Below are 22,382 nucleotides of genomic sequence, written 5' to 3'. Positions count from 1 at the left end.
CCGCCCAGCTGCGCGAGGACGCCGACCTCCTCGACGAGCTCGCGGCGGCGGCGGTCACGTCCCTCGGGGCCGGCCCCTGGGAGGTCGACGCGCTGTCCGCGCTGCCCCGCCCCGTGCGCACGCGCGTATGGCGCCGGCTCGCCATCGCGGCGGGCGCGCCGCCCGGGCAGGTGGGCACCCGTCATACCGAGGCATGTGACGCCCTGCTCACCCACTGGCACGGGCAGGGCCCGGCCCACCTGCCCGGCGACCTGAGGGTCACCCGATCCGGTGGCCGGGTATCCATCGCGTCGCGGGCTCGGGTTGAATAGCCTCGCACCGGAGCCATCGACCTAGGAGTTGTGCCGTGGACGCTGCCCACATGGGAGCCGATCTCGAGAAGGTCCTCATCACCGAGGAGGAGATCCACAGCCGGCTCGACGAGCTCGCGACCGAGATCTGGGCGGAGTACGCAGGCAAGGACCTCCTGCTGGTCGGGGTCCTCAAGGGCGCCGTCATGGTTATGGCAGACCTGTCCCGGGCGCTCCCGGGCACCGCCCCCGTCGACTGGATGGCCGTCTCGTCCTACGGCTCCGGCACCAAGTCCTCGGGCGTCGTGCGGATCCTCAAGGACCTCGACACCGACATCAGCGGCAAGCACGTGCTGATCGTCGAGGACATCGTCGACTCCGGGCTGACCCTGTCGTGGATCAAGTCCAACCTCGAGTCCCGCTCCCCGGCCTCGGTCGAGATCTGCACGCTGCTGCGCAAGCCGGAGGCGGCCAAGGTCGAGATCGACGTCAAGTGGGTCGGGTTCGACATCCCCAACGAGTTCGTCGTCGGCTACGGCCTCGACTACGCCGAGCAGTACCGCAACCTGCGGGTCGTCGGCACGCTGGCCCCCCACGTCTACGCCTGACGCCATGGCGCCCACGGTCCACAGCGACGTGACCTCCGTGGCTCCCGCGACCCCCGCGCCCACGCCGGTGTTCTTCCTGGCGGGCGGCACCGGGATCTCCGCCGAGACGCTCGGCAACCTCATGCTGGCCCAGTTCCCGACCCTTCGGTTCGCCCGCCGCAAGATCCCCTTCATCACGACGGTCGAGCAGGCCAGGGTCGTGGTCGAGGAGCTCGACGCCGCCATGACCGACTCCGTCACCCCCCTGGTGTTCTCGACGGTGTCCGACGAGGAGGTCCGCAAGGAGCTGCAGCGCACCCAGTGCGCGTTCATCGACCTGTTCGGGTCCCACCTCGACACCGTCGAGCGCGTCCTGCACGTCAACGCGACCCACGGCGTCGGGGCGCTGCACGGCGTCGGAGACACCCGCCGCTACGACCTGCGGATGAAGGCCATCGAGTTCGCGATGGAGCACGACGACGGCGCCAGCCTGCGCAACCTCGAGCAGGCCGACCTGATCCTCGTCGCACCCTCCCGGTGCGGCAAGACGCCGACGTCGATGTACCTCGCCCTGCAGCACGGGCTCAAGGTGGCCAACTACCCCCTGGTCCCCGAGGACTTCGACACCGGCAACCTGCCCCGACCCATCAAGGACCTCGGTGACCGCTGCTTCGGCCTGCTGTCCACCGCGGCCCGGCTCAGCCAGGTGCGCGGCGAGCGGCGGCCGGGGTCGACCTATGCCAGTCTCGCCCAGTGCAGCTTCGAGCTGCGCCGCGCGGAGGCGATGTACCGGGCCCACCGGATCCCCTCGATCAACTCCGCCTCCATGTCCGTGGAGGAGATGGCTGCCGTCATCATGCAGAGCAGCCGCCTGCCCAACCTCGGCTAGCGCCGAGCTGACGAAAGGAACGCCGTGAGCGGCACCCCGACCGGCAACGACGCCGGCACCGACCCCGGCACCGACTCCGCCGAGTCGGCCGCCAACATCGCCTGGTTCGCCGACCTTGGCCTGCACGACGTCGAGACGGTGGGGGGCAAGAACGCCTCGCTCGGTGAGATGGTGCAGCACCTGTCCAAGGCAGGAGTGCGCGTGCCCGACGGCTTCGCGACGACGGCCGACGCCTACCGCCGCTTCCTGTCGCACGAGGGCCTGGCCGACCGGATCAACGCCGTCCTCACCGACCTCGACGTCGAGGACACCCGGGCGCTGGCGCTCGCGGGCAGCCAGATCCGCGAGTCGGTCGAGCAGCAGCCCTTCCCGGAGGACCTCGAGAGCGACATCCGCGCTGCCTACGAGCGGCTCGTCGGCGACACCGGCGACGAGGTCAGCTGGGCGGTGCGATCCAGCGCCACGGCGGAGGACATGCCCGACGCGTCGTTCGCCGGGCAGCAGGAGACCTTCCTCAACGTGCGGGGGATCGACAACATCCTGCTCGCGATCAAGCGCGTCTTCGCCTCGCTCTACAACGACCGCGCCATCGCCTACCGCGTGCACAGCAGCTATGACCACGAGGCGGTCGCGCTGTCCGCGGGCATCCAGCGCATGGTGCGCTCCGACATCGGCTCCTCCGGCGTGATGTTCACCATCGACACCGAGTCCGGCTTCCCCGACGCCGTCTTCGTGACCAGCAGCTACGGCCTCGGCGAGGCGGTCGTGCAGGGCGCGGTCAACCCTGACGAGTTCTACGTCTACAAGCCCGCCCTGCGGGCCGGGCGTCCCGCGATCCTCAAGCGCGGCGTGGGCGGCAAGGCGACCAAGATGGTCTACACCCAGGACTCCGAGGTCGGCCGGTCGATCGACTTCGTCGACGTCGACCCCGCCGACAGCGCCCGCCTCAGCCTCACCGACGCCGAGGTGACCGAGCTCGCCGAGCACGCCCTCAAGATCGAGGAGCACTACGGCCGCCCGATGGACATCGAGTGGGGCAAGGACGGCGTCGACGGCTTGCTCTACATCCTCCAGGCGCGTCCCGAGACGGTGAAGTCGCGGCAGTCGGGCTCGACCCTGCAGCGGTTCCGGATGGACGAGCGCGGCCCGGTGCTGGTCGAGGGGCGTGCCATCGGCCAGAAGATCGGAGCAGGCGCCGTGCGCGTGCTGACGTCCCACGCGGCGATGCACGAGTTCAAGCCCGGCGAGGTGCTCGTCGCCGACATGACCGACCCCGACTGGGAGCCGATCATGAAGAGGGCGAGCGCGATCGTCACCAACCGCGGTGGCCGCACCTGCCACGCCGCCATCATCGCCCGCGAGCTCGGCATCCCCGCGGTCGTGGGCACCGGCTCGGCGACGCACGACCTGGCCGACGGGCAGGAGGTCACGGTCTCGTGTGCCGAGGGCGACACTGGTCTGGTCTACGACGGGCTGCAGAAGTTCTCGGTCACCGAGACCGAGCTCGACGACATGCCGGACGTGCCGGTCAAGATCATGATGAACGTCGGGACGCCCGAGCAGGCCTTCGAGTTCTCCCGCCTGCCGCACCGGGGGATCGGCCTGGCCCGGCTGGAGTTCATCATCAACCGCCAGATCGGGATCCACCCGCGGGCGCTGCTCGAGCTCGACGACCAGGAGCCGGGGATCAAGTCCGAGATCGAGGGCCTCATCGCGGCCTACGAGAGCCCGCGTGACTACTTCGTCAAGCGCGTCGCCGAGGGCATCTCGATGCTGGCGGCGGCGTTCGCGCCCGAGCCCGTGATCGTGCGGATGTCCGACTTCAAGTCCAACGAGTATGCCGGGCTGCTGGGTGGGGCCCGCTACGAGCCGAACGAGGAGAACCCGATGATCGGCTACCGCGGCGCGGCGCGGTACCTGTCGGCGGACTTCGCGGAGTGCTTCGCGATGGAGTGCGAGGCGATGCGGCTGGTCCGCGACGAGATGGGCCTGACCAACGTCAAGGTGATGATCCCATTCGTGCGCACGCTGGCCGAGGCGGAGGGAGTGATCGACCTGCTCGGCCAGAACGGCCTGCGCCGCGGCGACAACGACCTCCAGGTCGTCATGATGTGCGAGGTCCCGTCGAACGCGGTGAACGCCGACGCGTTCCTTGACCACTTCGACGGCTTCTCGATCGGCTCGAACGACCTCACCCAGCTGACGCTCGGGCTCGACCGCGACTCCTCACTCGTGGCCGGCAGCTTCGACGAGCGGGACCCCGCGGTCAAGAAGATGCTCAGCATGGCGATCGAGGCGTGCAAGGCCCGTGGCAAGTACGTCGGCATCTGCGGTCAGGGCCCGTCGGACCACCCCGACCTGGCCGACTGGCTGCTCGACCAGGGCATCGAGTCGATGTCGCTCAACCCCGACACGGTGGTCGAGACGTGGCTGCGGCTGGCCAAGCACGCCCAGGAGCCGGTCTCCTGACCTGCGCGCGCACAGGTGCCTGGCCCACCGCGGAACACGCGGTGGGCCAGGCACGTTGTGCAGGTCGTTGAGCAGCAGGAACGGCGCCGCCACCGCCGTAGTACCGTCGTGGCATCGTCACGCCCAGGCCGGGCGTGCACGCGCAGGCTGATCGAGCAGGAGGCACGGGGCGCCCAGCCCCGCTACACACATGGATTTCAAGCGCATCCTTCGGGCCCCACTGTTCTGGGTGGTCGCGATCATCGCGATCACGTTGATGGTGTTCACGTTCAGTGACACCGGCGGCTACACGCGCATCGACACCTCCGCAGCCCAGCAGCTGATCACGGAGAAGAAGGTCGAGCGGGTCGTCGTCACCAACAACGAGGTCGTCGACCTGGAGCTCAAGAACGGCCAGGCGTACTCCGACGGCAAGAACGTCAAGGACGCCACCAAGGTCCGCACCCAGTACGTCGAGGCGGCCGGCCCCGGCTTCATCCAGCTGCTCAAGGACAACCCGCCCCCCGGTGGCGTCAACCAGCAGATCAAGGACAGCAACCCGCTGCTGGCCCTGCTCGGGTCCCTGCTGCCGATCATCATCCTGCTCGGCCTGTTCTGGTTCCTCATGAACCAGATGCAGGGCGGCGGCTCGCGCGTCATGCAGTTCGGCAAGTCCAAGGCCAAGCTCGCGACCAAGGACACCCCCAAGGTCACCTTCGCGGACGTCGCGGGGGCCGACGAGGCCGTCGAGGAGCTCCACGAGATCAAGGAGTTCCTGGCCGAGCCAGCCAAGTTCCTGGCCGTCGGGGCCAAGATCCCCAAGGGCGTCCTGCTCTACGGCCCTCCCGGCACCGGCAAGACCCTGCTGGCCCGCTCCGTGGCCGGTGAGGCCGGGGTCCCGTTCTACTCGATCTCCGGCTCGGACTTCGTCGAGATGTTCGTCGGTGTGGGCGCCTCGCGGGTCCGCGACCTCTTCGAGCAGGCCAAGGCCAATGCCCCCGCCATCATCTTCGTCGACGAGATCGACGCCGTCGGCCGGCACCGCGGCGCGGGCCTCGGCGGTGGCCACGACGAGCGCGAGCAGACCCTCAACCAGCTGCTCGTCGAGATGGACGGCTTCGACGTCAAGACCAACGTCATCCTGATCGCGGCCACCAACCGGCCCGACATCCTCGACCCCGCCCTGCTGCGTCCCGGTCGCTTCGACCGCCAGATCGCCGTCGAGGCCCCCGACATGATCGGCCGTCACCGCATCCTCGAGGTGCACTCCCAGGGCAAGCCGATGGCCACGGGTGTCGACCTGCTCGCCGTCGCGCGTCGCACCCCCGGCTTCACGGGCGCCGACCTGGCCAACGTCCTCAACGAGGCCGCGCTGCTCACGGCTCGTGGTGACCGCAAGCTGATCGACGACGCCGCCCTCGACGAGGCGATCGACCGTGTCATCGCCGGTCCCCAGAAGCGCACCCGGATCATGTCCGCCAAGGAGCGCAAGATCACGGCCTACCACGAGGGTGGGCACGCCCTCGTCGCCTCGGCGATGAACCACACGGACCCGGTCACCAAGGTGACGATCCTGCCGCGCGGCCGGGCCCTCGGCTACACGATGGTCATGCCGACCGACGACAAGTACTCCACCACGCGCAACGAGATCCTCGACCAGCTCTCCTACGCCATGGGTGGCCGCGTCGCCGAGGAGGTCGTCTTCCACGACCCCACCACCGGCGCCTCCAACGACATCGAGAAGGCCACCGCCATGGCCCGCAAGATGGTGACCGAGTACGGCATGAGCGAGCGCGTCGGCGCCATCAAGCTGGGCCAGAGCCAGGGCGAGGTCTTCCTCGGTCGCGACATGGGACACCAGCGCGACTACTCCGAGGAGGTCGCGAGCATCGTCGACGAGGAGGTCCGCAAGCTCATCGACGCGGCCCACGACGAGGCGTGGCACGTCATCAACGACAACCGCGACATCCTCGACAAGCTCGTCCTCGACCTCCTCGAGCACGAGACGCTCAACGCCAAGGAGCTCGCCGAGCTGTTCGCCCCCGTCCGCAAGCGGCCGCTGCGCCCCACCTGGCTGTCCAGCGAGGCGCGTCACCTGTCCAGCCAGCCGCCGGTCCTGACCCCGGCCGAGAAGGCCGCGCTCAACGGCTCCGCTCCCGGTGGGCACGAGTCCGCCGGCTCCAACGCCGAGACCGCCGAGGCGATCGACCGGGCTGCCGAGGCCGGGGCGGTCAAGACCGAGGAGCACCCGCCGACCCAGGTCATCGAGGTGCCCGAAGGCGGCCAGGTCGATCCGAATGGCCACTGACGAGCGACGCCACCCGGTCGACGTCGCGCGGGCGGAGGCAGCGGTCCGTGAGCTGCTGATCGCCGTGGGCGAGGACCCCGACCGCGACGGCCTCGTCGAGACGCCGGGCCGGGTGGCCCGCGCGTACGGCGAGTTCTTCGCGGGCCTGGCGCTCGACGCCGGTGAGGTGCTCTCCAAGACCTTCGAGATCGACCACGAGGAGATGATCCTGGTGCGCGACATCGAGGTCTTCTCGATGTGCGAGCACCACCTCGTGCCGTTCCACGGCGTCGCCCACGTCGGCTACATCCCTGCCAAGGACGGCCGCGTGACCGGGCTGTCCAAGATGGCCCGCCTCGTCGAGATGTACGCCCGCCGTCCCCAGGTCCAGGAGCGCCTCACGACGCAGGTCGCGGACGCGCTGTGCACCCACCTGGGCGCGCAGGGAGTCATCGTCATCATCGAGTGCGAGCACCTGTGCATGTCGATGCGCGGCATCCGCAAGCCCGGGTCCCGCACCATCACCTCGGCCGTCCGCGGGCAGCTGCGCGACCCCGCGACCCGCGCGGAGGCGATGTCGCTGCTGCTGGGCGGCAAGCGGTGAGCACCAGCTCACCTGCTCGTACCCCCTCCGGCCGGCTCCCCGGCATACTCACGGCCTCGCGGGCGCCGCGCCTGCTCGGCAACCTCACGTATGTCGTCGGGGCGGTCGACCTGCTCACCGGGCTCCTGCACTCCTGGCGGGTGCGCCTGGCGGAGCTGACCGAGGTGCTGCCGGGCGCGCTGTCCGACGCGGCCGCCGCCGCGACGGTCGTGTCGGGCATCCTGCTGGTCGTCCTGGGGCACTCCCTCAAGCGCCGCAAGAAGCGCGCCTGGCGCGCGGCCGTCGTGCTGCTGGTCGTCTCGGTCGTGCTGCACACGGTCAAGCTCGAGCCGCTCTCAGGGCTGGTGTCCCTCGTGGGGCTGGTGCTGCTGGTGCGTCACCGCTCCCAGTTCCGGGCCCTCGGCGACCCGACCACGCGCTGGCGCGCCGTGCGCGTCTTCGTGATCCTCGCCGTCGTCTCGGTGGCGGCGGGTGTCACGGTGGTGCTGCTCAACGGCCGTGAGGTCGTCGGGGGCCGCCCGGGGGTCGGCGCGGTGCTCCAGGAGGTCTTCGCCGGTTTCGTGGGCCTGTCGGGGCCGCTGGTGTTCTCCCGCGACCGGTCCGCCGACATCGTGGGGTCCGTGCTGCTCGGGCTCGGCCTGATGACGCTGCTGACGACCGTCTACCTCGCGCTGCGGCCGCCGGAGCCCGCTCCCGAGCTCACCCTCGACGACGAGGCCAGGCTGCGCGAGCTCATGACGCGGCACTCGGACTCGCTGGCCTACTTCAACACCCGCCACGACAAGTCGGTCATCTGGTCGTCCTCGGGCAAGGCCGCCGTCGCCTACCGGGTCGTCTCGGGGGTCATGCTGGCCAGTGGGGACCCGGTGGGTGACCCCGAGGCCTGGCCGGGCGCGATGCGGGCCTTCGTCGAGGAGGCCGCCGCCCACGCCTGGACCCCTGCCGTGCTCGGGTGCTCCGAGCAGGCCGGCACCGTGTGGGTGCGCGAGACCGGCTGGTCAGCGCTCGAGCTGGGCGACGAGGCGGTGGTCGACACCACGCGCTTCACCCTGGAGGGCCGTCCGATGCGCAACGTGCGCCAGATGGTCGGCCGGGTCTCGCGAGCGGGGTATGCCGTGGAGGTGCAGCGGGTGCGTGACGTCGCGCCCGCCCTGCGCGAGCTCGCCCTGCGCGATGCCGCCGCCTGGCGCTCGTCCGACACCGAACGCGGCTTCTCGATGGCGCTGGGGCGCCTGCTCGACGGAGCCGACCCCGACTGCGTCGTCGTCACGGCCCGCCACGAGGGCGTCGTCCGGGCGTTCCTGCAGTTCGTGCCCTGGGGGGCTGACGGCATGTCGCTGGACGTGATGCGCCGCGACTCGGCCGCCGACGCCGGGGTCAACGAGCTGATGATTGCCGAGGCCCTGCGGGCCGCCCCCGCGCTGGGCGTGCAGCGGGTCTCGCTCAACTTCGCGGCCTTCCGCTCGGCCCTCGAGCGCGGCGAGAAGCTGGGCGCCGGGCCGGTGCTCAAGATCTGGCGACGGGTGCTGCTGTTCGCGTCACGCTGGCTCCAGATCGAGAGCCTCTACCGGTTCAACGCCAAGTTCCAGCCGACCTGGCAGCCGCGCTTCCTCGTCTACCCCACCGGGTCCGACCTGCCCCGGGTCGCGCTGGCTGCGCTCGAGGCGGAGGCGTTCCTCACGTGGCCGCGACTGGGTCGCCTCGGCCGGCTCGGGGGTGCGGCATGAGCGGCGGTTTCCCCGGGTGGCCCCTGCGGCGCGACGACGGCCTGCCCGTGGTGATGGGCGTCGTCAACGTCACGCCGGACTCGTTCAGCGACGGCGGCCAGTGGTTCGAGCCGTCGGCCGCGATCGCGCACGGGCGCGAGCTGCGCGAGCAGGGGGCCGACATCCTGGACATCGGCGGGGAGTCCACCCGGCCGGGTGCCCAGCGGCCGTCGCTCGACGAGGAGCTGCGGCGGGTCGTCCCCGTCGTCACGGCGCTGGCGGCCGACGGGGCGATGGTGTCGGTCGACACCATGCGAGCGTCCGTGGCAGCCGCTGCCCTCGACGCGGGCGCGGCGGTCGTCAACGACGTCAGCGGCGGTCTGGCGGACCCGCAGATGGCAGGGGTCGTCGCCGCCGCCGGGGTCCCGTTCATCGCGATGCACTGGCGGGGCCACAGCGTCGACATGCAGGCGCGGGCCACCTACGACGACGTCGTCGCAGACGTCTGCGCCGAGCTCGCCAAACGTGCCGAGACCCTGGTGGCGCAAGGCATCCTGGCCGATCGGCTGGTCCTCGACCCGGGCTTCGGCTTCGCCAAGACGGCAGCCCACAACTGGTCCCTGCTGAGGCGCCTCGACGAGGTCATCGCCCTCGGGCACCCGGTGCTCGTGGGGACCTCGCGCAAGACCTTCCTGGGTCGCCTCGGTGTGCCCGACGGAGCCGAGCCCAGACCCCCTCTCGACCGGGACGTGCAGACGGCTGCGACGTCGGTGCACGCGGCGATGATGTCCGCCTGGGCCGTACGGGTCCACCACGTGCCCTCGACCCTCGACGCCCTGCGCGTCGCCCAGGCCATCAAGGAGGCCGACTGATGCAGGTGACCCGATGACCGACCAGATCGTCCTCCGGGGGATCTCCGCGCGTGGCTTCCACGGCGTGCTCGACTTCGAGAAGCGCGACGGCCAGACCTTCGTCGTCGACGTGACGATGGACGTCAACCTGGCGGCCGCCGGTGCCAGCGACGACCTCACGGACACGGTCAACTACGCCGAGGTCGCCGGTGACGTCGTCGCCCTCATCGAGGGCGAGTCGCTCGACCTGATCGAGGCCCTGGCCGCGCGCATCGCCGACCGCGTGCTGTCGCGCCCGCTCGTCGAGGCCGTCGAGGTCGTGGTGCACAAGCCCGAGGCGCCGGTGGGGCACCCGTTCACCGACGTGCAGGTCCGCGTCGTGCGGGAGCGGCAGACGCCGGTCGTCATCGCGATGGGCTCCAACATCGGCGACTCGGTCGAGACGCTCCACGACGCCACGATCGCCCTGTACGGCCTGATCGACATCGTCGAGGTCTCGCCCCTGGTCGAGACGGACCCGGTCGGCGGACCCGACCAGCCGGCATACCTCAACGCGGTGGTCACGGGCACGACCCACCTGGCGCCGGCGTCCCTGCTCGCGAGCCTGCACGACATCGAGCGTGAGCACGGCCGCACCCGCGAGGTCCACTGGGGCCCGCGCACCCTCGACCTCGACCTCATCCAGTACGGCGACCCCGTGTTCGACACGGACGTCCGCATGGCGAGCCCCCACCTGACGCTGCCGCACCCGCGGGCGCACCAGCGGGCGTTCGTCCTCATCCCCTGGCTCAAGGCCGAGCCCGAGGCCGCGCTGCGGGTCGACGGACAGGTGCGCCGGGTCGCAGACCTGGTCGCGGGGCTCGACACCTCCGGGGTGCGCCCCGGGCCCGACGTCGACCTCCTGGAGGGGCCGTGGTGAACGAGGGGCACGGCCTGCGCTGGGCCCACCTGGCCGGCGTGGCCCTCGTGGTCGCGATGCTGGGGTGGCTCGGCTGGCGGCTCTACCTCAACTCCGGCCGCCTGCTCGGGCCGGTCTCGTGGGTGTCCCTGGTCCTGCTGGTCGCGATGGCCTCGCTCGTGGTCGCCGCCGGCCTGCCGGTGCGCCGGTTCCTGCGCGGCGAGGCGCGCAAGTCGCTCAACCCGCTGCGCGCGGCACGCACGCTGGTGCTCGCCCAGGCCGCCGCGCTGACCGGGGCGGGCGTGTTCGGGTGGTATGCCGCCCAGGCAGTGCACGCGCTCGCCGACCTGCAGCTGCCGGGTTACCGCGAGCTGCTGTGGCGCCTCGTGGCGCTGTCCGTGGGTGCTCTGGTCCTCGCGACGGCCGGCATGCTGACCCAACACATGTGCCGCGTCGACCCGCCCCGCAAGGACGACGACGACTGAGGGGCTACTTGTCGATGTCCCCGACGACGAAGAACATCGAGCCCAGGATCGCGACCATGTCGGCGACCAGGTTGCCGGGCAGGACCTCGCCGAGCACCGACACGTTGTTGAACGACGCCGAGCGCAGCTTGAGCCGCCACGGCGTCTTGTCGCCGCGCGAGACGAGGTAGTAGCCGTTGAACCCCAAGGGGTTCTCGGTGGCGGTGTAGAGGTCGCCCTCGGGCACCTTGAGGACCTTGGGCAGCTTGACGTTGACCGGCCCCTGCGGCAGTGACCGCAGCCGGTCGAGGCAGGCGTCCGCGAGGTCCAGGCTGACCCGCGTCTGCTCGAGCAGCACCTCGAGGCGGGAGAGGCAGTCGCCGGCGGTGCGCGTGACGACGCGACCGGGGCCGCCGGGCGCGAACAGCTCGGCGTAGGCGAGGTAGGGCTCGTCCCTGCGCAGGTCCATGTCGACTCCCGAGGCGCGGGCGATCGGACCTGAGACCCCATGTGCTGCAATGGTTTCCGGCGACAGCACCCCCACGCCGCGCGTGCGCGCCTCGAGGATCTCGTTGCCCACGACCATCGCCTCGAGGTCCGGCAGTCGGCCGCGGACGGCCGACACGGCAGACGCCACGCGGTCGAGCCAACCCAGGGGGAGGTCCTCCTTCAGCCCGCCGACGCGGTTGAACATGTAGTGCATCCGACCACCGGACGCCTCCTCCATGACCGCCTGGAGCTCCTCCCGCTCGCGGAACGCGTAGAAGATCGGGGTGATGGCGCCGAGCTCGAGGGGGTAGGAGCCGAGGAACATCAGGTGGTTGAGCACCCGGTTGAGCTCGGCGAGCAGGGTCCGGGCCCAGACCGCCCGCTGCGGCACCTCCATGCCGAGCATCCGCTCCACCCCGAGGACGACCCCGAGCTCGGAGGAGAACGCCGACAGCCAGTCGTGCCGGTTGGCCAGCACGATGATCTGGCGGTAGTCGCGCACCTCGAAGAGCTTCTCGGCGCCGCGGTGCATGTAGCCCACGATCGGCTCGGCCGACACGATGCGCTCGCCGTCGACGACGATGCGCAGCCGCAGCACGCCGTGGGTGGCCGGGTGCTGCGGGCCGATGTTGAGGACCATGTCGGCGGTGGCGAGACCGCCGGCGCCCATGCCGACGGTGAGCTCGCGCCGGCCCTCGGTGGTGGTCACGGCCTCAACCTACCGAAGTGCCGCGCCGGCGGACCCGGACCGCGCTGGCGGACCCGGACCGCGCGGCGGACCCGGACCGCGCGACGCGCAGCGGGCTCAGCCGGGGCAGCCGGGGATGTTCTCGGCCGCGGTGGCATGACCCTGCGCGTCGAGCGTGACGAGGACGGTGTTCTCGCGGTCCGCCAGGCCTGCCAGCTGGTCAGCCGACACCGACTTGGTCTGCAGGGGCTGGTCGGCCGCCACACAGTGGTGCTGCAGCACCCTGGCGCCGGCGGTGACCGGGATCGTGTAGGTGAGCTTGGCGTTCTGGTTCGTGTAGGGCGGGTCACCCTTGAACGGCCCGACCGGCACACCCTGCTGGGCGAGCTTGGCGTCGTCGAGCTTCTTCCACGTCCAGCGGTCGAGCTCGAGGACGATGACCCCGGCGACCTTCTTGGCGCTCACGATCGTGCCGAAGTCGAACTTGCGTCCCTTGACGTCGGAGGTTGGCACGGTGGGGGTGGTGGGCTTGGCCGGGCCCGAGGCCGTGACCGTGGGGGTGACGGTCACCGTCACGTCCTGGCCGGACGGGGGCGGGCCGCCGCAGGCGCTGAGGACGGTGACCGAGCCGGCGCAGAGCAGGGCGAGCATGGCGGGGCGGCGCTGGTGCTTCATGGGGACAGGGGGTCCTTTCGACGTACAGCAGCGATCCAGTCTGCCCGCCTGCCGACCGCCTGACAAAACCGTGACGACGCGGCAGGCTGCAGCTGTGCCAGACGCCTCCACCACGAACGCCTCGGTCGACGCCGCCGACCACCTCGACCTCAGCGACCCCACCGTCGTCGCCGATCCCTACCCGCACCTCGCCTCGCTGCGCTCTGCCGCGCCGATGGCCTGGCACTCGGGCATGGGCATCTGGCTGGCCTCGGGCCACGCCGAGGCGGGCGCCGTGCTGCGCGACCGCAGGCTCGGTCGCATCTTCGGCGAGCGTGCCCCGGCGGACGCGTGGGAGACGTTCAACTGGCTGCACGCCGACTCGATCCTGGACAGCGAGCCGCCCAAGCACACCCGGCTGCGCCGGCTGGTCGCAGGGGCGTTCGGCCGGGGTCACGTGCAGCGCCTCGCGCCGCGCATCGAGGAGCTGGCCGCGGGGCTGCTGGCCGAGCTGCCCGACGGCGGGTTCGACGTCCTCGCGGACTACGCCGAGCCGCTGCCCGTGCTGGTCATCGCCGAGCTGCTGGGTGTGCCGGAGGAGGACCGCCACCACCTGCGCCCGTGGTCGCAGGCGATCGTGCGCATGTACGAGGTCGACCGCACCCCCGCGGACGAGGAGGCCGCCCGGGCGGCGAGCGAAGCCTTCGCGTCCTACGTCGAGGAGCTCGCCACGGCGCGCGCCCAGTCGCCGGGCGACGACCTGTTGACCGACCTCGTCCAGGCCCGAGACGGCTCCGACCGGCTGTCGGCGCACGAGCTCGTAGCCACCGCCGTCCTCCTCCTCAACGCCGGCCACGAGGCGAGCGTCAACGGGTTCGGCAACGGCCTGCACTCGTGGCTCGCGGCTCCGGACCGGACGGCGGTGGACGTCGCCGACGACGCGGCGCTGGGCCGGCTGGTCGAGGAGTTCCTGCGGCACGACTCGCCGCTGCACCTGTTCGAGCGGACCGCCAAGGAGGAGGCCGAGGTGGCTGGCGTGGTGCTCCGCCCGGGCGACAAGGTGGCCGCACTGCTGGGCGCGGCGAACCGTGACCCGGCCGTGTTCGCAGACCCCGACCGCTTCGACCCGACACGCGACCCGAACCCGCACCTGGCCTTCGGTGCCGGCATCCACTTCTGCATCGGTGCACCGCTGGCGCGCCTCGAGCTCGAGATCTCGCTGCGCACCCTGCTGGGCCGGTTCCCCGACCTGGAGGTCGTCCGCGCCGAGCGTCGGCCCACGTTCGTCCTGCGCGGGTTCGAGCGGCTCGAGGTCAGCCCACGCTCTTGACCGCCCAGAGGAACCCGCCGAACCCGTTCGGGTCGAGCAGGGCTGCGGCCGCAGAGGCGCGCTCCAGGCCGCGCAGGTACACCGCCGGCTCGGTGCGGGCCAAGGCGTGGTCCGGATGCGAGGCGCGAACTCCCAAGTGCTGCAACGCCGTTCGCTGGTCGAGGAGCTCGTCGTGGTCGAGCGAGTCCATCGCCACGTGGGCGGTGAGGTCGCAGGTCCCGTCCGGCACGGGGTCGGTCTCCCGACCGCGCCGGTATGCCGTGAGGGTGCCTCGGGCGGCGGGCCGGTTGGCCCGCGTGTGCCCGTAGTCCACGGCGAGGGCGACTCCTGTGTCGATGCGCCCCAGCAGGCCCGCCCAGGCCTGGTCCCGGCTGAGCCCCACCTCGACCCGGGCGCCCGGCTCGTGGTCCGGCCAGTGCTCTTCGACCCAGCGCAGGCCGTGACCGTCGAGGGGGGCGCCGTCGCTCTCGTCACCGGTGCGGGGGTCGACGACGAGCCGACGCAGCACGCCGCGCTCGTCGACCCGCGCCACCGGGCACGGCACGACGTCAAGCCACTCGTGGGCGACGACGAGGACGTCGGTGAGACCCGTGAGTCCTTCCGGCAGCAGCGTTCCGCCGGGTGACTCGAGCCACGAGACCTCGTCCGGCAGGTCGCCGGGACGCGAGACGACGTCGACGCCGGTGAGCCGCAGTCCCGGCTCCACGGCATACAGGTGGGTGAGCAGCTCGCCGCGCCCGGCCCCGACGTCGACCACGCCGGTGAGGCCACGTTCGTGGACCATCGCGACCAGGGCCCGGGCGAGGACCGCGCCGGTCGCGCCGTGGGTCGCAGTGCTGAAGTGCCCCGCGGGGCCGGCGTCCGAGCGGTAGAAGCCGGACGGTCCGTACAGCGCCTCGTGCCACGCGCGCTCCCAGTCCACGCGCCCAACCTACGAGGTCGGGTGCCTGGGGCGGGCCCATGGCCACGTCTCGCGCCCACGACCCGGGGGATAGGTTGGGGGAGTGACTTCGGCCGGTGAGCGTCCCGCGCGTCTCGACGTGGGCGTGGTCGGCGCAGGGCGGGTCGGTGCCGTGCTCGGCGCGGCGCTGCAGCGCGCCGGTCACCGCATCGTCGCGGTGTCGGGGGTGAGCGAGGAGTCGCGCGGCCGTGCGGCCGACCTGCTGCCGGGGACGCCCGTGCGTACGCCTGAAGAGGTCGTGGCCGCCGCCGAGCTGGTGCTGCTGGCCGTGCCCGACGACGCCCTCGAGGGCCTCGTGTCCGGGCTCGCGGCCACCGGCTCCTGGCAGGCCGGGCAGCTGGCCGTGCACACCTCGGGCCGGCACGGGCTCGAGGTCTACGCCACGGCCCTGCCGCACCACGTCATGGGCCTCGCGATGCACCCCGCCATGACCTTCACGGGCACCGCGATCGACCTCGACCGGCTGGCGGACTGCTGCTTCGGAGTCACTGCCCCGGAGCCGTTGCGGCCCGTCGTCGAGGCGCTCGCGCTGGAGATCGGCGGCGAGCCGGTGTGGATCGACGAGGCGGCCCGCCCGATGTACCACGCAGCCCTCTCGCACGGGGCGAACCACCTGGTCACCCTGGTCTCCCAGTCGTTGCAGGCGTTGCGGGCCGCCGGGGTGGACGAGCCGGCCCGGGTCCTCGGTCCCCTCGTGGCGGCCTCGCTCGACAACACGCTGCGCGCGGGTGACGCCGCTCTCACCGGACCCGTCGCCCGCGGCGATGCGGGTACCGTGGCCGAGCACCTGCGACAACTTCAGAGCCTCACCCCCGACGTGCGACCGACCTACGTCGCCCTCGCCAGGGCCACCGCCGAGCGTGCCCTCGCCAGTGGGCGCCTGCGCCCCCACGTCGCCGAACCCCTGCTGGACATCCTCGCGAACGACCAGGAGCCACCCCGTTGAGCGAACACACCGCTATGCCGACCGCGCCGGCGCGCGAGCCCCTCGCCGAGTCCGCCGGTCCCGACGGGTCGGCTGCGCCCGACTCCGCTGCTCCCGACCCCACCGCCCCCCACCCGGCTGAGGCCGACTCGGGCCCGGTCGTGGCCCGCACCCGGGACGAGCTGAAGGCCGCACGCGCCCGGCTGACCGACGGCGACGTCGCGGTCGTCATGACCATGGGCGCGCTGCACGAGGGTCACGCCAGGCTGATCGAGACGGCCCGGCAGCGCGCCGCGCACGTGGTCGTGACGATCTTCCTCAACCCGCTGCAGTTCGGCCCCCGCGAGGACCTCTCGCGCTACCCCCGCACCTTCGACTCCGACATGGAGATCTGCCGCAAGGCCGGGGTCGACCTCGTGTTCGCCCCCACCCCCGACGTGATCTACCAGGACGGCGACCCGGGGGTGCGGATCTCGGCCGGCCCGCTGGGCAACGTCCTCGAGGGCCAGGCCCGTCCCGGGCACTTCGACGGCATGCTGACGGTCGTCGCCAAGCTGTTGCACCTCACTCGCGCCGACTCCGCGTACTACGGCCAGAAGGACGCCCAGCAGCTGCTGCTCATCCGGCGGATGGTGCGCGACATCGACTTCCCGGCGACGGTCGTCTCGGTGCCGACCGTCCGTGAGGCAGACGGCTTGGCGATGAGCAGCCGCAACACCTACCTGACCGAGTCGGACCGGCAGACCGCCCTCTGCCTGTCCACGGCGCTACGGGCCGGCGCCGCTGCAGCCGCTGAGGGGCCGTCCGCGATCAGGCGTGCGGCCCGGGCCGTGCTCGTCCGCGAACCGCTGGCCCTGATCGACTACCTCGTCCTCGTGCACCCGTCGACGCTGGAGGACGTCCCCGAGTGGTACCGCGGCGAGGCGCTGCTGGCCGTCGCTGGTCGGGTCGGGACGACCCGGCTCATCGACAACATGCCGATTGCCGTGGGCCCCGGTGGCGGGGCGTTGGAGGTCTTCTCCGACGTGCCCTCGGCGGCCCCCACCCGCTAGCTCGACCCACGAGGAGGCAGCAGCCGTGCAGCGCTTCATGCTCTACGCGAAGATCCACCGTGCCACGGTCACCCAGGCCGACCTGCACTACGTCGGGTCGCTCACCATCGACCGCGACCTCATGGACGCTGCCGGCCTGCTGCCCGGCGAGCAGGTGGACGTCGTCGACGTGGACAACGGCAACCGGCTCACGACCTACGCCATCGAGGGGGAACGGGGGACCGGGATCGTCTGCATCAACGGTGCGGCCGCCAGGCTCATCTCGCCCGGTGACACCGTCATCATCATCGCCTACGCAGCGATGGACGACCACGAGGCCAAGACCTTCGAGCCGCAGGTCGTGTTCGTCGACAGTGACAACAAGATCGTCGAGATCGGGCACGACGGTGGCGATGTCCCCGACGGCTTCGGGTTGAGGACCTCGGCCGTGACGCACCGCCACCATGACTGAGGACGGGCCTGGTCCGGACCAGCTCACGGACCTGACGATCCCGGGGCGCTTGGTCGCGCCCGCGCCCGGCTGGACGAGCTCGGCCGACGTCATCGTGGTCGGCTCCGGCATCGCCGGACTGACGACCGCGCTGCGCCTGCGGCAGCGAGTCGACCGCGTCCTGCTGGTGACCAAGACGGTGCTCAACGAGGGCTCGACCCAGTGGGCGCAGGGCGGCATCGCCGCTGCGCTCGACCCCGCCGACTCACCCCAGGAGCACCTGCACGACACCCTGGTTGCCGGCGTCGGCATCTGCGACGTGGCGGCGGTCACCGCGCTGGTGCATGAGGGCCCCGCCCGCGTGCGCGAGCTCGTGGCACTGGGTGCGGAGTTCGACCTCGACGACGACGGCGAGCTCAAGCTGACCCGCGAGGGCGGGCACCACCGTGACCGCATCGCCCACGCCGGCGGCGACGCGACCGGCAAGGAGATCTCTCGAGCCCTGATCGCCGCCCTGCACCGGGTGCAGGACGACCCGGGCATCGAGGTCATCGAGCACGCCCTCGTCGTGGACCTGTTGCAGGACAAGGACTCCCGGGTCTGTGGCGTCACCCTGCACGTGATCGGCGAGGGCCAGATGGATGGCGTCGGTGCCGCCCTCGCGCGCGCAGTCGTGCTCGCCACCGGTGGGCTGGGTCAGGTCTACTCGGCGACGACGAACCCGAGCGTGGCGACCGGTGACGGCATGGCGGCGGCGATGCGAGCGGGGGCGATCCTCGCCGACGTCGAGTTCGTGCAGTTCCACCCCACCGTCCTGTGGCTGGGTGCCGGGTCGAGTGGCCAGCAACCCCTCATCTCCGAGGCCGTTCGCGGCGAGGGCGCCTTCCTCGTCGACGGTGACGGGGTGCGGTTCATGCGGGACGTCCACCCACTCGCCGACCTCGCGCCGCGTGACGTCGTCTCCCGGGCGATCGTCGCCCGCATGCACGCGACCGGCACCGACCACCTCTACCTCGACGCCCGCCACCTCGGGCGCGAGTTCCTCGAGGAGCGGTTCCCCTCCATCGTGGCGCGCTGCCGCGAGCTGGGCTTCGACCCCGCCGTGGACCTGCTGCCGGTCGCGCCCGCCCAGCACTACGCCAGTGGTGGGGTCCGCACGGACCTGCGCGGCCGCTCGAGCCTGCCCGGGCTCTATGCCTGTGGTGAGGTGTCCTGCACGGGGGTGCACGGCGCCAACCGCCTGGCGTCCAACTCGCTGCTCGAGGGGCTCGTCTTCGCCCATCGCATCGCCGACGACATCAGCGAGCGGCTGGGCGCGGGCGAGCTGCCCCCGTCGACCCCGGTCACCCCCGCGGGCGTCCCCGCGCTGGTGCGCGCCGACCAGCGAACGGCGCTCCAGTCCGCGATGACGAGGGGTGCCGGTGCCGTGCGGTCGGCGGAGGGCCTGGCCGAGACGGCCGCGAGCCTGGCGGGGCTCTATGCGACCGGACCGGCCGACGAGCCGGGGCCCCAGTCGTGGGAGACGACGAACCTGCTGCACATCGGCCAGGCGCTCACCCTCGCTGCGGCGCTGCGCGAGGAGACCCGTGGTGGTCACGTGCGGTCCGACCACACCGAGCTGGTCGACCCCGGGTGGCGTGGACACACCGTGCTGTCGCGGACTGCCGACGGACGCGTCGCCACGACCTTCGAGCCCGTCCCGGAACAGGACCTCACATGACCGACCTGGCCTTCCCCGACACCGCCGCCCGTGAGCTGGTGCGCACGGCGCTCGACGAGGACCTCGGCGGCGAGTCGGGCGTCGACGTCACCACGTCGGCAACCATCCCGCCCGGACAGGTGAGCACCGCCCACGTCGTGGCGCGGGCGGCCGGGGTGCTGGCCGGCATACCCGTCCTGGCGCTGGTCTTCGACGAGGTGGCACGGAGGCTGGGTGCCGCCCCGCTCGACATCGTGGCGCAACGGGCCGACGGCGAGGCGCTCGTCGAGGGCGACGTGGTCGCCACCCTGCACGGCTCCACCCAGGTGACCCTCGTCGGCGAGCGCACCATGCTCAACATCCTGTGCCGCACCTCGGGCATCGCGACCCACACCCGTCGATGGGCCGAGCAGCTGGCCGGCACCGGGGCGACCGTCCTCGACACCCGCAAGACGACGCCCGGGCTGCGTGCGCTGGAGAAGTACGCCGTGCGCGCGGGTGGTGGCACGAACAAGCGCATGGGCCTCTACGACGTGGCCATGATCAAGGACAACCACAAGCTGGCCGCGGGGTCCCTGAGCAAGGCGTATGCCGCGGTGCGGGCCCAGTTCCCCGACGTGCCGGTGCAGGTGGAGGTCACCACCACGGAGGAGGCCCTCGAGTCGGTCGGGGTCGGTGCGCGTTTCCTGTTGTGCGACAACATGTCCGTGGACCAGCTGCGCGCCACTGTCGAGGCCGTGCGGGCGACGGGGGAGCGGGTCGAGCTCGAGGCCACGGGCGGCCTGACCCTCGAGGTGGCTCACGCCTACGCCGAGACCGGCGTCGACTACCTGTCCGTCGGCGGCCTCACCCACTCCAGCCCGATCCTCGACCTCGCGCTCGACCTGGTGGACTGACCGGGCGTCGGCCGAGCCAGCGCGGAATCCCCGCCGTGCGGGGTGCCGCGGGTGCATCGGTACCCTTTGCGGGTGAGCGAGACCCCCAGCCAGACAGCCGTGGCCGCACCGGACGCCGACCTGCCCGAGCAGATGCAGGTGCGTCGCGACAAGCGCGACCGGTTGCTGGCCGAGGGCAAGCAGGCGTTCCCCGTCTCGGTGCCGCGCACGCACACCCTCGCCGACGTGCGCGAGCAGTGGGGCCACCTCGAGACGGGCGAGGAGACCCAGGACGTCGTGGGCGTGGCCGGCCGGGTCATCTTCATCCGCAACACCGGCAAGCTCGCGTTCGCCACGCTCCAGGAGGGCATCGGCACGCGCCTGCAGGTCATGCTCAGCCTCGCCGAGGTCGGCGAGGACCAGCTCGCGGCGTGGAAGGCCGATGTCGACCTCGGCGACCACGTGTTCGTCCGGGGCCGGGTCATCTCGTCGCGGCGTGGGGAGCTGTCGGTCATGGCGACCGGCTGGGAGATGGCCTCCAAGGCGCTGCGTCCACTGCCGGTGCTGCACAAGGACCTGTCCGAGGAGTCGCGCGTGCGCCAGCGCTACGCCGACCTCATCGTGCGCCAGGAGGCGCGCGACATGGTGCGCACCAAGGCGGCTGCCCTCTCCGCGATCCGCCGGGTGCTCGAGGGGCAGGGCTACCTCGAGGTCGAGACCCCCATCATCCAGCTCGTCCACGGCGGGGCGGCGGCGCGGCCGTTCCGCACCCACATGAACGCGTTCGACCAGGAGATGACCCTGCGGATCGCGTTGGAGCTCAACCTCAAGAAGGCCGTCGTCGGCGGGGTGGACCGTGTCTACGAGATGGGTCGCATCTTCCGCAACGAGGGTGTGGACGCGACCCACAGCCCCGAATTCACGATGCTCGAGGCCTACCAGGCATACGGCGACCAGACGTCCATCGCCGGCCTCATGCGAGACGTCTACCTCGGCGTCGCCGACGCGCTCGGCTCACGTCAGGTGGAGACGGCAGTCGGCACCGTGGACCTCGACGGTGAGTGGCGCTGGCTGCCCGTCTACGACGGCGTGTCCGAGGCGGTCGGCGAGACCGTGACCGTCGACACCGACGTCGAGACGTTGCGCGGGTACGCCGCCAAGCACGACGTCGAGGTCGACCCGTCCTGGGACAAGGACAAGGTCTTCCTCGAGCTGCTGGGCGAGCTGGTCGAGCCCAGCCTGCTGCAGCCGACGTTCCTGTGCGACTACCCGGCCGTCGCCCAGCCGCTGGCCCGACCGCACCGCAGCGAGCCCGGGCTGATCGAGGCCTGGGACCTCATCATCGCCGGGGTCGAGCGCGGCACCGGCTTCTCCGAGCTCATCGACCCGGTCATCCAGCGTGAGGTCCTGACCGCCCAGTCGGTCAAGGCAGCCGGCGGTGACCCCGAGGCGATGCAGCTCGACGAGGACTTCCTGCGCGCCCTCGAGTACGGCGCCCCGCCGATGGGCGGCCTCGGGTTCGGGGTCGACCGGATGGTCATGCTCTTCACTGACGCCAATATCCGCGAAACCATTCTGTTTCCGCACCTGAAGCCTGAGGTGACCCGATGAGCTCGGTTTGGCCCTATATCGCCGCCCTCATTCCGTCGGCCGGGGTGGGATTCCTTTTCTACGTCGTCATCAAGAACATGGTCGAGGGTGACCGCAAGGAGCGACTGGCGCATTCCCAGTGGGACCGTGAGCACGATTCCGGTACTCCTGACGTGAACAATCCGGACGGCTCGACCCGCCCATCCTGACCATTTCGGCAAAGGCGTCACCTTTTCGTCACTGCGCATTCTTTCCTTTTGCCCGGCCGAGGCATTAGTTTCCTGATGTCCCTGAATTTTCTTGTGAAAGGAACACGATGGCCCAGCGCGTCAACATTGTCCTCGAGGATGACCTCGACGGAACGGACGCCGACGAGACGGTGACCTTCTCCCTCGACGGTGTCGGTTACGAGATCGACCTGAGCTCGGCCAACTCGGCCAAGCTGCGCGACGCCCTGGCGCCGTACGTCGGACACGCACGCCGCACCTCGGCCCGTCGTCCCGGTGGCCGACCGGCCGCGCGGGCAGCGGGCAAGCGCGACCTCAGCGAGGTGCGCGAGTGGGCGCGCAGCAAGGGGCACAAGGTCAGCGACCGCGGTCGCATCTCGGCCGAGATCCAGGCTGCCTTCGACAAGGCGCACTGACCCTGGAGCTGCGGGTCGCCTC

At 71.4% G+C, this 22,382-nt stretch carries 22 protein-coding genes; 19 read left to right on the top strand and 3 right to left on the bottom strand.

The window, feature by feature from the left end; genetic code table 11:
• From AC1DV7_RS12165 to AC1DV7_RS12120, 10 genes are all read left to right on the top strand, one after another.
• A partial coding sequence (locus tag AC1DV7_RS12165; RefSeq protein WP_477597387.1) for a TilS substrate-binding domain-containing protein occupies window positions 1-311 on the top strand: 311 nt, incomplete at its 5' end.
• Window positions 312-346: 35 nt separating this feature from the next.
• Window positions 347-898, top strand: a complete 552-nt coding sequence (hpt, locus tag AC1DV7_RS12160) for a hypoxanthine phosphoribosyltransferase (RefSeq protein WP_477597386.1) — start codon at window positions 347-349, stop codon at window positions 896-898.
• Between the two features lie 4 nt (window positions 899-902).
• Window positions 903-1,766, top strand: coding sequence for a pyruvate, water dikinase regulatory protein (locus AC1DV7_RS12155; RefSeq protein WP_477597385.1), 864 nt, complete (start codon window positions 903-905; stop codon window positions 1,764-1,766).
• Window positions 1,767-1,862: 96 nt separating this feature from the next.
• Window positions 1,863-4,235 carry a phosphoenolpyruvate synthase gene (gene ppsA / locus AC1DV7_RS12150; protein WP_477597391.1) on the top strand — a complete coding sequence of 791 codons (2,373 nt, stop codon included), beginning with the start codon at window positions 1,863-1,865 and terminating at the stop codon, window positions 4,233-4,235.
• Window positions 4,236-4,425: 190 nt separating this feature from the next.
• The gene (gene ftsH, locus AC1DV7_RS12145; RefSeq protein WP_477597384.1) at window positions 4,426-6,522 is read left to right on the top strand and encodes an ATP-dependent zinc metalloprotease FtsH; all 2,097 of its coding nucleotides are present in this window, start codon (window positions 4,426-4,428) and stop codon (window positions 6,520-6,522) included.
• The gene (folE, locus tag AC1DV7_RS12140; RefSeq protein ID WP_477597383.1) at window positions 6,512-7,105 is read left to right on the top strand and encodes a GTP cyclohydrolase I FolE; all 594 of its coding nucleotides are present in this window, start codon (window positions 6,512-6,514) and stop codon (window positions 7,103-7,105) included. The genes ftsH and folE overlap by 11 nt, the downstream gene beginning before the upstream one ends.
• Window positions 7,102-8,832, top strand: a complete 1,731-nt coding sequence (locus tag AC1DV7_RS12135) for a phosphatidylglycerol lysyltransferase domain-containing protein (RefSeq protein WP_477597382.1) — start codon at window positions 7,102-7,104, stop codon at window positions 8,830-8,832. Before folE ends, AC1DV7_RS12135 begins: the two co-directional genes overlap by 4 nt.
• The gene (gene folP, locus AC1DV7_RS12130) at window positions 8,829-9,683 is read left to right on the top strand and encodes a dihydropteroate synthase (protein WP_477597381.1); all 855 of its coding nucleotides are present in this window, start codon (window positions 8,829-8,831) and stop codon (window positions 9,681-9,683) included. Before AC1DV7_RS12135 ends, folP begins: the two co-directional genes overlap by 4 nt.
• Window positions 9,684-9,696: 13 nt before the next feature.
• The gene (folK, locus tag AC1DV7_RS12125) at window positions 9,697-10,581 is read left to right on the top strand and encodes a 2-amino-4-hydroxy-6-hydroxymethyldihydropteridine diphosphokinase (protein WP_477597380.1); all 885 of its coding nucleotides are present in this window, start codon (window positions 9,697-9,699) and stop codon (window positions 10,579-10,581) included.
• Window positions 10,578-11,045: a DUF3180 domain-containing protein gene (locus AC1DV7_RS12120; RefSeq protein WP_477597379.1), complete on the top strand. Its 468-nt coding sequence runs from the start codon at window positions 10,578-10,580 to the stop codon at window positions 11,043-11,045. Before folK ends, AC1DV7_RS12120 begins: the two co-directional genes overlap by 4 nt.
• Before the next feature lie 4 nt (window positions 11,046-11,049).
• On the opposite strand, the gene AC1DV7_RS12115 is transcribed toward AC1DV7_RS12120, so the two are convergent.
• Window positions 11,050-12,183, bottom strand: a complete 1,134-nt coding sequence (locus tag AC1DV7_RS12115; RefSeq protein ID WP_477597390.1) for an NADH-quinone oxidoreductase subunit D — start codon at window positions 12,181-12,183, stop codon at window positions 11,050-11,052.
• A 135-nt stretch (window positions 12,184-12,318) separates the two neighbouring features.
• On the bottom strand, window positions 12,319-12,876 hold the full coding sequence (locus tag AC1DV7_RS12110) for a hypothetical protein (protein ID WP_477597378.1): 558 nt from the start codon (window positions 12,874-12,876) through the stop codon (window positions 12,319-12,321).
• A gap of 94 nt (window positions 12,877-12,970) precedes the next feature.
• On the opposite strand from AC1DV7_RS12110, the gene AC1DV7_RS12105 reads away from it, so the two are divergent.
• Window positions 12,971-14,185: a cytochrome P450 gene (locus AC1DV7_RS12105; RefSeq protein WP_477597377.1), complete on the top strand. Its 1,215-nt coding sequence runs from the start codon at window positions 12,971-12,973 to the stop codon at window positions 14,183-14,185.
• On the opposite strand, the gene AC1DV7_RS12100 is transcribed toward AC1DV7_RS12105, so the two are convergent.
• Window positions 14,169-15,107 (bottom strand): SAM-dependent methyltransferase, encoded by a 939-nt coding sequence (locus AC1DV7_RS12100; RefSeq protein WP_477597376.1) that lies wholly within the window; start codon window positions 15,105-15,107, stop codon window positions 14,169-14,171. The two genes, AC1DV7_RS12105 and AC1DV7_RS12100, sit on opposite strands and share 17 nt — an antisense overlap.
• An 82-nt stretch (window positions 15,108-15,189) precedes the next feature.
• On the opposite strand from AC1DV7_RS12100, the gene AC1DV7_RS12095 reads away from it, so the two are divergent.
• The 8 genes from AC1DV7_RS12095 to AC1DV7_RS12060 all read left to right on the top strand — a co-directional run bounded on the left by AC1DV7_RS12095 (window position 15,190) and on the right by AC1DV7_RS12060 (window position 22,360).
• Entirely contained in the window at window positions 15,190-16,092 is a 903-nt protein-coding gene (locus tag AC1DV7_RS12095; protein ID WP_477597375.1) for a Rossmann-like and DUF2520 domain-containing protein, read from the top strand.
• Window positions 16,089-17,123 (top strand): pantoate--beta-alanine ligase, encoded by a 1,035-nt coding sequence (gene panC / locus AC1DV7_RS12090; protein ID WP_477597374.1) that lies wholly within the window; start codon window positions 16,089-16,091, stop codon window positions 17,121-17,123. The genes AC1DV7_RS12095 and panC overlap by 4 nt, the downstream gene beginning before the upstream one ends.
• Before the next feature lie 25 nt (window positions 17,124-17,148).
• A complete protein-coding gene (gene panD, locus AC1DV7_RS12085; RefSeq protein WP_477597373.1) occupies window positions 17,149-17,574 on the top strand; it encodes an aspartate 1-decarboxylase in 426 nt (141 codons plus the stop codon).
• Window positions 17,567-19,273, top strand: coding sequence for an L-aspartate oxidase (locus AC1DV7_RS12080; protein WP_477597372.1), 1,707 nt, complete (start codon window positions 17,567-17,569; stop codon window positions 19,271-19,273). The genes panD and AC1DV7_RS12080 overlap by 8 nt, the downstream gene beginning before the upstream one ends.
• On the top strand, window positions 19,270-20,148 hold the full coding sequence (gene nadC, locus AC1DV7_RS12075) for a carboxylating nicotinate-nucleotide diphosphorylase (protein WP_477597371.1): 879 nt from the start codon (window positions 19,270-19,272) through the stop codon (window positions 20,146-20,148). Before AC1DV7_RS12080 ends, nadC begins: the two co-directional genes overlap by 4 nt.
• 66 nt (window positions 20,149-20,214) lie before the next feature.
• Window positions 20,215-21,738, top strand: a complete 1,524-nt coding sequence (gene lysS / locus AC1DV7_RS12070) for a lysine--tRNA ligase (RefSeq protein WP_477597389.1) — start codon at window positions 20,215-20,217, stop codon at window positions 21,736-21,738.
• Window positions 21,735-21,926 carry a hypothetical protein gene (locus AC1DV7_RS12065; protein WP_477597370.1) on the top strand — a complete coding sequence of 64 codons (192 nt, stop codon included), beginning with the start codon at window positions 21,735-21,737 and terminating at the stop codon, window positions 21,924-21,926. The genes lysS and AC1DV7_RS12065 overlap by 4 nt, the downstream gene beginning before the upstream one ends.
• A gap of 107 nt (window positions 21,927-22,033) precedes the next feature.
• Window positions 22,034-22,360: a histone-like nucleoid-structuring protein Lsr2 gene (locus AC1DV7_RS12060; RefSeq protein ID WP_477597369.1), complete on the top strand. Its 327-nt coding sequence runs from the start codon at window positions 22,034-22,036 to the stop codon at window positions 22,358-22,360.
• Window positions 22,361-22,382: the final 22 nt, after the last annotated feature.

Source organism: Pedococcus sp. P2_E4 (assembly GCF_056403935.1).
This window is presented reverse-complemented; position numbering and strand designations above follow the sequence as displayed.